At 62.9% G+C, this 14,295-nt stretch carries 11 protein-coding genes; 6 read left to right on the forward strand and 5 right to left on the reverse strand.

The annotated features are described in order from the left end of the window. Positions 1–19: 19 nt before the first annotated feature. From pyrR to gshB, 5 genes are all read right to left on the reverse strand, one after another. Positions 20–526, reverse strand: a complete 507-nt coding sequence (pyrR, locus tag DOCECA_RS24065; RefSeq protein ID WP_420765026.1) for a bifunctional pyr operon transcriptional regulator/uracil phosphoribosyltransferase PyrR — start codon at positions 524–526, stop codon at positions 20–22. An 82-nt stretch (positions 527–608) separates the two neighbouring features. Then, on the reverse strand, positions 609–1,046 hold the full coding sequence (gene ruvX, locus DOCECA_RS24070) for a Holliday junction resolvase RuvX (protein WP_420765025.1): 438 nt from the start codon (positions 1,044–1,046) through the stop codon (positions 609–611). Beyond that, complete coding sequence (locus DOCECA_RS24075) at positions 1,046–1,615, reverse strand: YqgE/AlgH family protein (RefSeq protein WP_186612059.1); 570 nt, start codon at positions 1,613–1,615, stop codon at positions 1,046–1,048. Before DOCECA_RS24075 ends, ruvX begins: the two co-directional genes overlap by 1 nt. A gap of 180 nt (positions 1,616–1,795) precedes the next feature. Continuing rightward, positions 1,796–2,692 carry a TonB family protein gene (locus DOCECA_RS24080; protein WP_434649769.1) on the reverse strand — a complete coding sequence of 299 codons (897 nt, stop codon included), beginning with the start codon at positions 2,690–2,692 and terminating at the stop codon, positions 1,796–1,798. Between the two features lie 96 nt (positions 2,693–2,788). Next, positions 2,789–3,760, reverse strand: coding sequence for a glutathione synthase (gene gshB, locus DOCECA_RS24085; RefSeq protein WP_445571190.1), 972 nt, complete (start codon positions 3,758–3,760; stop codon positions 2,789–2,791). 222 nt (positions 3,761–3,982) lie between these two features. Here gshB and pilG point away from each other — a divergent pair, with 222 nt between their 5' ends. The 6 genes from pilG (at position 3,983) to DOCECA_RS24115 (ending at position 14,169) form a co-directional block, all read left to right on the forward strand. Beyond that, the gene (gene pilG / locus DOCECA_RS24090; RefSeq protein ID WP_434561813.1) at positions 3,983–4,411 is read left to right on the forward strand and encodes a twitching motility response regulator PilG; all 429 of its coding nucleotides are present in this window, start codon (positions 3,983–3,985) and stop codon (positions 4,409–4,411) included. A 45-nt stretch (positions 4,412–4,456) separates the two neighbouring features. Then, on the forward strand, positions 4,457–4,822 hold the full coding sequence (gene pilH, locus DOCECA_RS24095) for a twitching motility response regulator PilH (RefSeq protein ID WP_420765021.1): 366 nt from the start codon (positions 4,457–4,459) through the stop codon (positions 4,820–4,822). A 10-nt stretch (positions 4,823–4,832) separates the two neighbouring features. Further along, a complete protein-coding gene (locus tag DOCECA_RS24100; RefSeq protein ID WP_420765020.1) occupies positions 4,833–5,372 on the forward strand; it encodes a chemotaxis protein CheW in 540 nt (179 codons plus the stop codon). 153 nt (positions 5,373–5,525) lie between these two features. After that, entirely contained in the window at positions 5,526–7,586 is a 2,061-nt protein-coding gene (locus tag DOCECA_RS24105; RefSeq protein WP_434561815.1) for a methyl-accepting chemotaxis protein, read from the forward strand. Between the two features lie 201 nt (positions 7,587–7,787). Beyond that, positions 7,788–13,715: an Hpt domain-containing protein gene (locus tag DOCECA_RS24110; protein ID WP_445571191.1), complete on the forward strand. Its 5,928-nt coding sequence runs from the start codon at positions 7,788–7,790 to the stop codon at positions 13,713–13,715. Continuing rightward, complete coding sequence (locus DOCECA_RS24115) at positions 13,708–14,169, forward strand: chemotaxis protein CheW (protein ID WP_434561819.1); 462 nt, start codon at positions 13,708–13,710, stop codon at positions 14,167–14,169. The genes DOCECA_RS24110 and DOCECA_RS24115 overlap by 8 nt, the downstream gene beginning before the upstream one ends. Positions 14,170–14,295: the final 126 nt, after the last annotated feature.

Below are 14,295 nucleotides of genomic sequence, written 5' to 3' on the forward strand. Positions count from 1 at the left end.
TGGACTCTTACAAGGGCAGTTAAAGGGCAAGATCTTGCAGTTCGAGTTGCAGCGGCGACGGCCCGGAGAGCTTGACCCGCTCATGGGTGGCCAGCGTCAGCGTCGCGCCGACCACGTTCGGGCGGATCGGCAGCTCGGCGGCGTCCAGGTCCAGCAGGCACACCAGCGTCACGCTGGCCGGGCGGCCATAGTCGAACAGTTCGTTCATGGCGGCGCGGATGGTCCGGCCGCTCATCAGCACGTCGTCGATCAGCACCAGATGCTGGCCTTCGATCTCGAACGGCAGGGCCGAGGGACGTACTTGTGGATGCAGGCCGTTCTGGCTGAAGTCATCGCGGTAGAAGGACACATCCAGGGTACCCAGCGGCGAATCGCTGCCCAGTTCATCGAGCAAGGCCTGGGCAACCCAGACGCCGCCGGTGCGAATGCCGATGTAGCGCGGTTCGCTAATGCCGCGTTGTTCCAGGTGCGCCGTGAGACGGATCGCCATCTGGCTGATCAGTTCGGCGGGATTGGGCAGGCTCATGCTGGCTCCTTCAGGTTTCCGGGTCGGTGCTGGTGACTCGGTTTATCGCTAAAAGAAAGCGCCTCGCGGCGCTTTCAAAAAATCAGGTTTCTAACAGGGCGGCGTTGGCATCGAGCCAGCCTTGCAGCAGCAGGGCGGCGGCGATGGCGTCCACCGGGTTGTCGCGGTAACTGCCTTTCTGCCCACCGCGGACCAGGCGTTCGCCCTTGGCCTCGAACGTGGTCAGGCGTTCGTCATGGGTATAGAAGGGCAGATTGAAGCGGCCGTTGAGCCGTCGGGCGAACTTCTCCGCGCGCACGCACATGTCGCTGGGCGTGCCGTCCATGTTCAACGGCAGGCCGACCACCACGGCGTCGGGTTTCCATTCCTTGATCAGCGCTTCGACCTGGTTCCAGTCCGGAACGCCGTTCTGTGCTTTCAAGGTGCACAGTTCGCGGGCCTGGCCGGTGACGACCTGGCCGACCGCAACGCCGATCTGTTTGGTGCCGTAGTCGAAGCCCAGCAGCAGGCGGAGAGCCATCAGGCGTGTCCTGCCTGGCTGGTGAGCAAGCTGAGGTTGACGCCCAGCCTGCTGGCGGCCGCTTCCAGGCGCAGTTCGCTGCTGGTGTTGAACAGGATGTCGGCGTCGAACGGGCAGGTCAGCCAGGCATTGTCGGCCAGTTCGGCTTCCAGTTGCCCGGGTTCCCAGCCGGCATAGCCAAGGGCGATCAGGCTCTTTTCCGGGCCGACGCCGTCGGCGATGGCAAACAGCACGTCCTGGGATGTGGACAGCGACACACCGTTCAAATCGACGGTGGCCTGGAATTTGGGACCCGACGGGTGGAGCACGAAACCGCGATCGGTCTGCACCGGGCCACCGATGAAAATCGGCACATGCTGGCACAGCAATGGCGGCTCGACCTCGGGGCGCAGTTGCTCGAGGATATCCGCCAGGTTCAGCTCCTGTGGGCGATTGACCACCAGTCCCATGGCCCCATTGGCCGTGTGCTCGACGATGTAGGTCAAGGTATGGGCAAAATTCGGATCGGCCATGTGCGGCATGGCGATCAGGAAGTGATGCTTGAGGTAGGTGGGGCTGACGTTTTTCATAGGCGCTAGTGTGGCGGCGTGGGGGCGAACTGACAAGCTGGGAAATGCTTGGGGCTGTCACCAATCCCCTGTGGGAGCGAGCTTGCTCGCGATGCGGTGTGTCAGTCGCCATTCATGCTGAATGATCGATGGCAATCGCGAGCAAGCTCGCTCCCACAGGGTATTGATACTGTCTGAAGATCAGTTACTGGACAGCCGATCACCTCGGGCGAACTTCCAGGTGCGGATGATTTCCAGGCGGTCGATGTCCGACAGGTCACCAGTAAACGGTGCGAAGGGCGCGGCCAGGCGCACGATTCGCTGGGCCGCCTGGTCCAGCAGCGGCTGGCCGGAGGATTCGAGCACCAGCACTTCGTACAGCGAGCCATCACGGTTGATCGAAACCATCAATCTCAGGTTGCCGTAGATCTGCTTGCGCCGGGCTTCGTCGGGGTAGTTCAGGTTGCCGATGCGCTCGACCTTCTTGCGCCACTCGTCCTTGTACCAGGCGCCCTTGTCGCGCATGGTCGAAGCTGCGCTCAGGCGATGGATGCGCGGGCGCTTGGCGTACAACTGCTGTTCCTGGGCCAGTTCGGCTTCCAGGCTGGCGATATCGCTGGACAACTGCGAGCTGTCGAAAGTCGGTTCTGGCGCCTTGGGTTTCGGATCGGGCTTGACCTCTTCCTTTACCGGGGCTTTTTTCGGCTTCGGCGCCACGGTGGTCACGGCAGCCTTGGGCGCCGTCTCCTGGACTTCCGGCTTGGCCGTGGGCGGCGGGGTCACCTTCTGCACTTTATTGTCTTGAAACGGCGCGATCTCGGTGGTCTTGGGGGTCGCTTTCGTTTCCAGGGTGCCACTGCCCTGCTGGTTTTCCTGGGCCAGGAAGTCCGCCTTCTGTGGCTTGGTTTCGCTCTTGAAGGTGGCCAGGGTGATTTCCAGGGTCTGGCTGATCTGCTTGGGTTCGACCGTGGCAAAGCCGACGCCCAACAACACCGCCAGGTGGATCAATGCCGCCAGGAAAAGGGTGAAGCCAAGGCGATCAGCCGGGCGCACGCCACGATGGGCGAGCTCTTGGGGCAGATCGGACGGGAGTGTCATGGCAAAAAAACCAACATCGCGGGTTTCACAGGCCGGGCATGATAACGCAATGTTGGTTTTTAACTTCAAGCCTCAAGCAGCAAGCGACAAGCTGCATCAAGCTTGCCGCGTGTGGCTTGCCGCTTGCAGCTGCTTCTCGATGGCGTCCATCAGCATGCCGCCGATGTCCGTGCCGAAGGCATTGTCGATCTCGCGGATGCAGGTCGGGCTGGTGACGTTGATCTCCGTCAGATGCTCGCCGATCACGTCCAGGCCGACGAACAGAAGGCCTTTCTCGCGCAGCGTCGGGCCGACCTGGGCGGCGATCCAGCGATCCTTGTCGGTCAGCGGACGAGCTTCGCCACGACCACCGGCCGCCAGGTTGCCACGGGTTTCGCCGGCCGCCGGGATGCGCGCCAGGCAATAATCGACGGGTTCGCCGTCGATCATCAGGATGCGCTTGTCGCCGTCGGCGATAGCCGGCAGGTAGCCCTGGATCATGATCTGTTGCTGGCCATGCAAGGTCAGGGTTTCCAGGATCACCGACAGGTTCGGATGGCCTGCGGTGTGGCGGAAGATCGAAGAGCCGCCCATGCCGTCCAGGGGCTTGAGGATGACGTCGCCATGATGATCGGCAAATTCGCGCAACACGTCCGGGCGACGGCTGACGATGGTGGGCGGCGTGCATTGCGGGAATAGCGTGGCGAACAGCTTTTCGTTGCAGTCGCGCAGGCTCTGCGGCTTGTTGACCACCAGCACGCCGGCGCTTTCAGCTTGTTCCAGCAGATAAGTGGAATACACGAATTCCATGTCGAACGGCGGATCCTTGCGCATCAGGATCACGTCCAGGTCGCTTAGCAGCGCGTCGTTCTCGTCACCCAGTTCGAACCATTTCTCGGGGTTGGCGAAGACTTTCAGCGGCTTCATCCGTGCCCGGGCCTGGCCTTCGGCCTGGTAGAGGTCGCGCTGTTCCATGTAGAACAACTCCCAGCCGCGCTTTTGAGCGGCCAGCAGCATGGCCAGCGAGCTATCCTTCTTATAGGAAATGCTGGCGATTGGGTCCATGACAATGCCGACGCGTACGCTCATGGCTTGGTTCCTCGAAATTTGATGGGCACAAATGGCTGAAAAAGTGGCGTCAGAGTGGCGCCCCGAAGATTGGCGGTCAAGGAAAAACCACCGTACCGAGCGGCGGATAGATCGTTGCTGGAGACTGTGCTAAAAAGGCTGCCATGTGACGTGCGGGCCTTGAACATCAAGGGTTTGCGCTGTCGATCACACTTATGCGTTAAAAACCGGTTCGCAGTGGCAATGGCAGAGCATCTTACGCAGCAGCAACCCAGCGCTTTGAAGGTGATGGTCATCGACGACTCGAAGACCATCCGCCGCACCGCCGAAACCCTGCTGCGCAACGTTGGTTGCGAAGTGATAACGGCGGTCGACGGCTTCGATGCCCTGGCCAAGATCGTCGATCATCATCCAGGCATTATCTTTGTCGATATCATGATGCCGCGCCTGGACGGTTACCAGACCTGCGCCCTGATCAAGAACAACAGCGCCTTCAAGGCGACGCCCGTGATCATGCTGTCGTCCCGCGATGGTCTGTTCGACAAGGCCAAGGGGCGCATTGTCGGCTCCGATCAATTCCTGACCAAGCCTTTCAGCAAGGAAGAACTGCTGGGCGCGATACAGGCCCATGTCCCGGGCTTTGCCGCTGTCCAGTCGCACCAGGCACATTAATGACGCTCGGCCTCGGGCCCGAGGTCCAGAAGAATGGGGAACACCATGGCACGCGTTCTGATCGTCGATGATTCGCCGACTGAGATGTACAAGCTCACTGGCATGCTGGAAAAGCACGGCCACGAGGTCCTGAAGGCCGAAAACGGCGCCGATGGCGTGGCATTGGCCCGCCAGGAAAAACCCGATGCGGTATTGATGGATATCGTCATGCCCGGCCTCAACGGTTTCCAGGCCACGCGCCAGCTGACCAAGGACCCTGATACCGGACACATCCCCGTGATCATCATCACGACCAAGGACCAGGACACCGACAAGGTCTGGGGTACGCGCCAGGGTGCGAAGGACTATCTGACCAAGCCGGTGGACGAGGACACCCTGATCACGACCCTGAACAAAGTGCTGGAAGGCTGACGACGCGGGCATGAGCCACTCCCTGACCGCATTCGAACTGTTGCTTCAGATCGATCGACGCTGCCGGTTGCTGGGCGCGGACCTCCCGTCCCAGCCCATGCACCGGGACAGCTGGAGCGGCATCGGTTTTCGCCTGGGCGAACATTGGTACGTGGCGCCCATGGGCGAAGTGAGTGAAGTGCTGCATGAGCCGCGCCACACCTCGTTGCCCGGGGTCAAGCCATGGGTTCGCGGAGTCGCCAACCTGCGGGGGCGCTTGTTGCCACTGATGGACCTGTGCGGTTTTTTCGGCCATGAACTGTCCAGCGTGCGCAAGCAGCGGCGGGTATTGGTGGTGGACCATGACGAAGTCTTCGCCGGTTTGCTGGTGGACGAAGTGCTCGGCTTGCAGCATTTTGCCAAGGACAGCCTTGAAGCGATTCCCACGGCCTCCTTGGATCGCCCGGAATCGGCGTACGTCCAGGGCCGTTTCGCCGGCGAGCGGCAATGGCAGGTGTTCAGCCCGTTTGCCTTGGCGCGTTCGCCGGGGTTCATGGATGTGGCGGTTTAACAGGCCGCAGCGCGGCCCCTGTGGGAGCGAGCTTGCTCGCGATGGCGCCAGTGCAGTCAACATTGATGCAAGCTGTACCGCCGCTATCGCGAGCAAGCTCGCTCCCACATTTGAATGGCGGTGGTTTGGGGTTTTGGGGACAGGCGAGAACCGATGATCAAAGCAAAAACAGGCAAGCCACTGGAAGCGTCGCGCAGTCGTTCGCAGATCATCGTGCTGTTCGTCGCGCTGATTGTCTTCATCATGCTGTTGTTCGCCAATTTCGCGTACCTCAACGTCCAGTCCACCTATGACAAACAGTACATCGGCCATGCCGGTGAGCTGCGGGTGTTGTCCCAGCGCATCGCCAAGAACGCCACCGAGGCCGCGGCCGGCAAGGCGGCTGCGTTCAAGCTGCTGAGCGATGCGCGCAACGACTTCGCCCAGCGCTGGGGCTACCTGAAACAGGGCGATCCGGTGACCGGCCTGCCGCCGGCGCCCGCCACCCTGCGGCCGCAGATGCGTGCCGTGCAGTTGGACTGGGAGCGGCTGCTGAAGAATACCGATGCCATCCTCTCCAGCGAGCAAACCGTCCTGTCGCTGCATCAAGTCGCGGCGACCCTGGCCGAAACCGTTCCGCAACTGCAGGTCGAGTATGAAAAAGTCGTCGAGATCCTCCTGCAACGTGGAGCGCCGGCCGCCCAGGTGGCCATGGCCCAGCGCCAGTCGCTGCTGGCCGAACGCATCCTCGGCGCGGTGAATACCGTATTGGCCGGCGATGAAAATGCCAGCCAGGCCGCCGATACCTTTGGCCGCGACGCCGCGCGTTTCGGCCAGGTGCTCAACGGCATGCTGCAAGGGGACCCGACCTTGAAGATCCCCCAGGTACAGGATCGCGATGCCCGGGCGCGCCTGTCGGAAATCAGCGAGCTGTTCGAGTTCGTCTCGGGCTCGGTGGATGAAATCCTCGAGACCTCCCCGGAGCTGTTCAAGGTCCGCGAGTCGGCGAGCAATATCTTCAGCCTGTCGCAAACCCTCCTCGATGAGGCCTCGCACCTGGCCACGGCGTTCGAGAACCTGGCGGGCGGGCGTTCGGTCAACACCATTGGCGGCTATGTATTGGGCCTGCTGGCGCTGATGTCGATTATCCTTATCGGCCTGGTCATGGTTCGCGAAACCAACCGCCAGTTGAGAGAGACGGCGGAAAAGAACGAGCGCAACCAGAATGCAATCATGCGATTGCTCGACGAAATCGAGGACCTGGCCGACGGCGACCTGACCGTCACTGCCTCGGTCACCGAGGATTTCACCGGGACCATCGCCGACTCGATCAACTACTCGGTGGATCAGTTGCGTGATCTGGTGGCGACCATCAACCTCACCGCCGGCCAGGTCGCTGCCGCCGTGCAGGAAACCCAGGCCACGGCGATGCACCTGGCCCAGGCATCCGAGCACCAGGCCCAGCAAATTTCCGAAGCATCGACTTCAATCAATGAAATGGCCCAATCCATCGACCAGGTTTCGGCCAATGCCGCCGAGTCGTCGGCGGTGGCCGAGCGCTCCGTGGAAATCGCCAACAAGGGCAACGAGGTGGTGCACAACACCATCCATGGCATGGATAACATTCGCGAACAGATCCAGGACACCGCCAAGCGCATCAAGCGGTTGGGCGAGTCGTCCCAGGAAATTGGCGACATTGTCAGCCTGATCGACGACATCGCCGACCAGACCAACATCCTGGCACTCAACGCGGCGATCCAGGCGTCCATGGCCGGTGATGCCGGTCGCGGCTTCGCAGTGGTGGCCGACGAAGTGCAGCGGTTGGCGGAGCGTTCCTCGGCGGCGACCCGGCAGATCGAAACGCTGGTGCGGGCGATCCAGGCCGACACCAATGAAGCGGTGATTTCCATGGAACAGACCACCACCGAAGTGGTGCGCGGTGCCCGACTGGCCCAGGACGCCGGCGTCGCCCTGGAGGAAATCGAAGGTGTGTCCAAGACCCTGGCGGCGCTGATCCAGAGCATTTCCAACGCGGCGCAGCAGCAGACCACCTCCGCAGGGCAGATTTCCTTGACCATGAACGTGATTCAGCAGATCACCTCGCAGACCTCGTCCGGCTCCACCGCCACCGCCGAGAGCATCGGCAACCTGGCGAAGATGGCCAGCCAACTGCGCCGCTCGGTGTCGGGTTTCACCTTGCCGCCGGCACCGGCTGGCGATGAGGACAAGCAGTGACTGACCAGCGCTGCACATTGAAAAAACGCATCTGGCGAGGAAGTTTTTGTGGCGAGGGAACTTGCTCCCACTTGAGCGCGCAGCGCTCATAAAATCCTTGGCCGCTGCGCCCGAGGCGTCGAACCGGCCCAGCGGGAGCAAGCTCCCTCGCAATAAGGGCTGAGGTGCTCTGCTGCATATGACTGTTGATTTGGAGTGGATATGGGTGATCGGCACGACTACGTGGCCCTGGAGTGGGTCAAGGGCGAGATTGCCGAAACGCTGAGGCAGGCTCATCTGGCACTCAATCGTCCGGAGGACGACCCGCAGGCGCCGGATGCACTTGCCCTATGCCTGGCCTGTATCCATCAGGTCCACGGTGGCCTGCAGATGGTCGAGTTTTATGGCGCGGCGTTACTCGCCGAAGAAATGGAGCAACTGTGCATCGCGCTGCAGGACAATCGTATTGCCCACCGCGACGAGGCCGTCAGCCTGTTGCGCCAGGCCCTGGGCCAATTGCCGGCCTATCTTGAACGTGTGCAAGGCGCCCGTCGCGACCTGCCGCTGGTGGTGCTGCCGTTGATCAACGACTTGCGCAGCGCCAGGGGCGAAAGCCTGTTGTCGGAGACCAGTCTGTTCAGCCCGCAGTTGCCTGATGTCGCGCCTCTCAGGGATGACGCCTTGAAACGGCTCGAACCCGCCGACCTGCCAGGCACCCTGCGCAAGCTGCGCCAAACCTTGCAGGTCGCGTTGGTGGGGTTGTTGCGCGAACAAGACGACGTCACTCACCTCGGCTACCTGGCCAAAGTCTTCCACCGTTTGGAAACGCTGTGCGCCGGGGCGCCACTCAATGCGTTGTGGCAGGTCGCTTCGGCATTGGTCGAGGGCATGCGCGAGGGGCGCATCGCCAACAGCCCGGCGTTGCGCAGCCTGTTCAAGGATGCCGACAAGGAGCTCAAGCGCCTGCTGGTGCAGGGCATGCCAGGCGTCAATCAACCGGCCCCGTCACACCTGGTCAAGAGCCTGTTGTTCTATATTGCCAAGGCCGAACATCCCAGCGGGCAGATGCAGATCATGAAAGAACGCTACTCACTGGACGACGCGCTGCCCGACAGCGCCATGGTCGATGAGGAACGGGCCCGCCTGGCCGGGCCCGACCGCGATGCCATGCGCTCGGTGCTGGCGGCGCTCTGCGAGGAACTGGTCCGGGTCAAGGAACGCCTGGACCTGTTCGTGCGCAGCGATCGGCAGCACGTCACGGAGCTGGACAGTTTGCTGGCGCCCCTGCGCCAGATCGCCGACACCCTGGCGGTGCTGGGTTTCGGCCAGCCCCGAAAAGTGATCATCGACCAGTTGGCGGTGGTCCTGAGCCTGGCCCAGGGCCAGCGCGAGCCGGATGACGCGACCCTGATGGACGTCGCCGGAGCCCTGCTCTATGTCGAGGCGACCCTGGCCGGCATGGTCGGCACTGTCGAGCCGGAGAGCCGCGAAGACAACCGTCTGCCGACCACCGACCTGACCCAGATCCACCAGATCGTCATCAAGGAAGCCCACACTTGCCTGCAGCAGGCCAAGGACCTGATCGTCGACTACATCGACGCGGACTGGAACAGCGAGCAGCTCCAGCCATTGCCGGCGCTGCTGACCCAGGTGCGCGGTGCGCTGGCGATGATCCCGTTGACCCGTGCTGCCAGCCTCGTAGAGGCTTGCCACGGTTTCATCCACGAGCACCTGTTGCTCGAGCATGCCCGACCGGGCTGGGAAGAGCTGGATCACCTGGCCGACGTGATCACCGGCCTGGAATATTACCTGGAGCGCTTGAGCGAAGACCCCCACAAGCCTGCCGAGAACCTGCTTGATGGGGTCGAGCGCAGCCTGGGCGCCCTCGGGTATTTCCCCGACGAAGCCCGCGTGCCGTTACTCGATGACGTGCTCAGCCCCAACGAAGCCCAGGTCATGCAGGATCTGCAAGAGCTGGACGACCCGCAGACCGTGCAATCCTTGGCCGAAGTCCTGGCCAGCCCGGTCTCGGCGGTCAACCCGCCGGCGAGAAACATGCCGGCCAGCCTGCTGCCGCCCCCGGCGGACGAAAGCCCGATAGACGATGAGCTGCGCGAGGTGTTCCTCGAGGAAACCGCCGAAGTGCTCGATGTCTTGAATGAGTACCTGCCGCGCTGGGCTGCCCATCCGGACGATCACGGCGCCCTCACAGAACTGCGCCGAGCCTTCCACACCCTCAAGGGCAGCGGCCGGATGGTTCGGGCGCTGATCCTCGGTGAGTTGGCCTGGGCCGTGGAAAACCTGCTCAACCGGGTGCTGGAACGCAGCGTGGAGCCGGGCGCTTCGGTCCGGCAGTTGATTGAAGAAACGGTGCAACTGCTGCCGGCCCTGGTCGCCGAATTCGCCGCGCACCGCCAATCCCAGCGTGACGACGTCGATCGTCTGGCGGCTCGCGCCCATGCCCTTGCCAAGGGCAGCGATGAAGACGATGACGACGAGCGAGACGTGACGGCTCTCGATCCGCTGCTCCTGAACATTTTCGACAACGAAGCCCAAGGGCACCTCGCCACGCTCGATCGCTTCCTTGATCAAGCCGCCGAACAACTGCCGTTGCAGGCCAGCGACGAACTGCAACGGGCGTTGCACACCCTCAAGGGCAGCGCATCGATGGCCGGTGTGCTGCCCATTGCCGAGCTTGCCGGGGCGCTGGACGAGCTGGCCCGGGAATACAAGGCGCATTCGCTGGCGCTGGACCTGGATGAGATTGAACTGCTGCTTGAGGGCGAGGGGCTGTTGCGACGCGGCCTGCGCCAGTTGCACAGCGAACCGTTGGCTTCGATAGCCGGTGCCGCCGACTTGATCCAGCGGGCCCGGGCGCTGCTGGCCGAGCGCTTGCAGGCGGCGGTGGGCGCGGCGGATCAAGGCGCGCGGACCAAGCGTGATCCGCAGTTGATCAATAACTTCCTCGCCCAAGGCATGGATATCCTGTTGGACGCAGAGAACCTGTTGCAGCGTTGGCAGCAGCATCCCGCTGAAAGCCAGGAATTGAGTGCCTTGCTCGATGAGCTGACCACCCTGGGCGAAGGCGCGCACCTGGCCGACCTGCACCCGGTGGACGAGCTCTGCGAAGCGTTGCTCGACCTCTACGGCGCGGTGGAGGAAAGCAGCCTCGCAGTCAGCGACGCCTTTTTCCAGGAAGCGCAACGCGCCCACGAAGCGTTGATCGACATGCTCGACGAGTTGGCGGCCGGCCAGCATGTGCATTCGCGGTCCGAGCGGGTGCAAGCCCTGCGCAAACTGCTCGAAGAGAGTCTCGACCCAGCCGCCACGGGGCTGATTCGCAGCGACGGCAGTCGCACCCTTAGCATCCGCGAGCTGGGACAGGCGACCGCCGAAATGGAGCAGGGCGCGACCACCGAGACCTCGGTCGACGACGACATCGCCTCGATCTTCCTCGAAGAGGCGCAGGACATCCTGGAAAGCGCCGCCCAGGCCTTGCAGCGCTGGCTCGCCGATCCGGACAACGGCGCGCCGCTGTCGTCGCTGCAGCGCGATCTGCATACGCTCAAGGGCGGCGCGCGCATGGCGAATATCCGGCCGGTCAGTGACCTCGCCCAGGAGCTCGAAAGCCTCTATGAGGGACTGGTGGATCGCCGCTACAGCTACAGCGAGGAACTGGCGCAACTGCTCGACAGCAGCCACGCGCGCCTCGATCTTTTGCTCGGGCAGTTGCAGCAAGGCCAGCCACTGGGCGATCCCGTTGCGCTGATCGACGCTATCCACCGGTTCCGCCAGGACCGGCCGAACGCCATCGAGACACCGGGGGCGAGTCCGAGCGATGCCACGGGGCATGACCCGGAGCTGCTGGAAATCTTTCTCGAGGAGGGTTTCGACATCCTCGACAGTTCCGGCGCTGCTTTGCTGCGCTGGCAGGAAGACCCGGGCAACCGCCAGGCCGTGGAAACCTTGCTGAGGGACTTGCATACCCTCAAGGGCGGCGCACGGATGGTGGAAATCGCCCCCATCGGCGATCTCGCCCATGAACTGGAAAACCTTTACGAAGGCCTGTCGGCGGGTCTGCTGCAACCGGGCCCCGAGCTATTTGTCCTGCTGCAAAGCAGTCATGACCGACTGGCGCAGATGCTCGACGCGGTCCGCGCAGGGCAGCCGTGTCCGCCAGGCGATCGGTTGATCGCGCGGATCCACGCGGTGGGCCATCCGCAGGAGAACGAGGCGCCCGAACCTGTTGCAACACCGGAGCCTGCCTCGATCCAGGCGCCAGCAACGCTGCCGTCGCGACCCGAGCCCGCAATGTCGGGCGACGGCGTGGACACAGTGAAGGTCTCCGCCGAATTGCTCGACGACTTGGTCAACCTCGCTGGCGAAACATCGATCTTCCGTGGCCGTATCGAGCAACAAGTCAACGACGCGCGTATTGCCCTGGGCGAGATGGAAACCACCATCGAGCGCATGCGCGATCAGTTGCGTCGCCTGGATACCGAAACCCAGGGGCGCATTCTCAGCCGCCAGCAAGCGGAAGCCGAGCGGTTGGGCTACGAAGAATTCGACCCCTTGGAGATGGACCGCCATTCCCAGTTGCAGCAATTGTCCCGGGCGCTGTTCGAGTCCGCTTCGGACTTGCTCGATCTCAAGGAAACCCTCGACCGCAGCAATCACGACGCGGAAAACCTGCTGCAACAGCAAGGGCGCATCAATACCGAACTCCAGGAAGGCCTGATGCGTTCGCGCATGGTGCCGTTCGAGCGCATGGTGCCGAGACTCAAGCGCATCGTCCGGCAAGTCGCCCAAGAGCTGGGCAAGGACGTCGAGTTCGTGGTCGACAATGCCGAGGGCGAGATGGACCGCAACGTGCTCGAACGCATGGCGGCGCCTTTGGAGCATATGTTGCGCAACGCCGTCGACCATGGCCTTGAACCCGCCGATGTGCGTATCGCCGCCGGAAAGCCGGCCAAGGGGCGCATCAGCCTCGACCTGTCCCGGGAGGGGGGCGACATCATCTTCGACATTCGCGACGACGGTGCCGGAGTGCCACTGGACGCGGTGCGGCGCAAGGCGATCAAGCGTGGCTTGCTGGCGCCCGACAGCGACATCAGTGACCGTGATGTGCTGCAGTTCATTCTCCAGCCAGGCTTTTCCACGGCGGAAAAAATTACCCAGATTTCCGGGCGTGGCGTCGGCATGGACGTGGTCCACGAAGAGGTGCGGCAGTTGGGCGGCACGATGTCCATCGACTCGACGCCGGGGCAGGGTGTGCACTTTCGCATTCGCCTGCCGTTCACGGTGTCGGTGAACCGGGCGTTGATGGTGCAGTGCCATGAAGACCAGTACGCAATTCCGTTGAACACCATCGACAGCATCGTCCGGGTATTGCCCGCTGAACTGGACGGCTATTACCAGCTCGATCCGCCCACCTACACCTACGCCGGGCAGCGCTACGAGCTGTGTTATCTGGGGGAGCTGCTGAAAACCGCGGCCCGCCCGAAATTACTGGGGCAAAGCCAGCCCTTGCCGGTGCTGCTGGTGCAGTGCAACGAACGGCACGTCGCGGTGCAGGTGGACGCCACCGCTGGGACCCGGGAGATCGTGGTCAAGAGTCTCGGCTCGCAGTTCTCAGCGGTACGGGGCCTGTCCGGGGCGACAATCCTGGGAGACGGCCGGGTGGTGCTGATCCTCGACCTGCTGGCGCCGATCCGCGCCTTGCCGCACCAGGTGCCGCGCCGCCAGTTGTCTACCCAAAGTGAGAGCGAACCCCAGCGACCGCTGCTGATTTTGGTGGTGGACGACTCGGTGACGGTGCGCAAGGTTACCAGCCGCTTGCTGGAGCGCCATGGCATGCATGTCCTCACGGCCAAGGACGGAGTTGACGCCATGGCCCTGTTGAGCGAACACACGCCTGACCTGATGCTGTTGGACATCGAAATGCCGCGCATGGATGGCTTCGAAGTCGCCACCCAAGTGCGCAACGACCCAAGCCTGGCGCACTTGCCGATCATCATGATCACCTCCCGCACCGGCCAGAAGCATCGCGACCGCGCCATGACCATCGGTGTCAACGATTACCTGGGCAAGCCGTACCAGGAATCGGTGCTGCTCGACAGCATCGCCTACTGGAGCAAAAACCATGGATGAATTTCGCGCCAGTCATCTCACCGGGTTATTGCTGCCCTTGGCCGACCGGCATCTGGTATTGCCCAATGTCGCGGTGGCGGAGCTGATCGACTACCAAAGCAGCGCGTTCGACATGGACACACCGCCCTGGTTTCTGGGCTGGGTGAGCTGGCGCGAACGCCAGATCCCACTGCTGAGTTTCGAGTCGGCCTGTGGCCAGAAAACCATGATCGGCGAGCGCGCGCGCATCGTCGTGCTCAACGCCCTGGGCGGCCGCCCGGAGTTGCGCTTCATTGCCCTGCTGGTCCAAGGCATCCCGCGCTCCTACAAGCTCGACAGCCAGTTGAGCTACGTTGACGTGCCGCTGTGCGGGCTGGAGCAGGCCGCCGTGCAGGTCGGGGAACATGTGGCGAAAGTACCGGATCTGTTGGCGTTGGAGGAGCTGGTCCTTGCCGCGGGGCTGTCCCAGAGCTGATATGCGTGGCGGGGAGCAAGCTTTCTCGCCACGAAAAGCGCTGTCCATCGCGCCGCACCCAACCATTACTCCCACCGTAACGATCCACCATCGAGCTTGATTGATGCCCTCGCCACAACACTCCTA

The organism is Pseudomonas sp. E102, assembly GCF_052660185.1.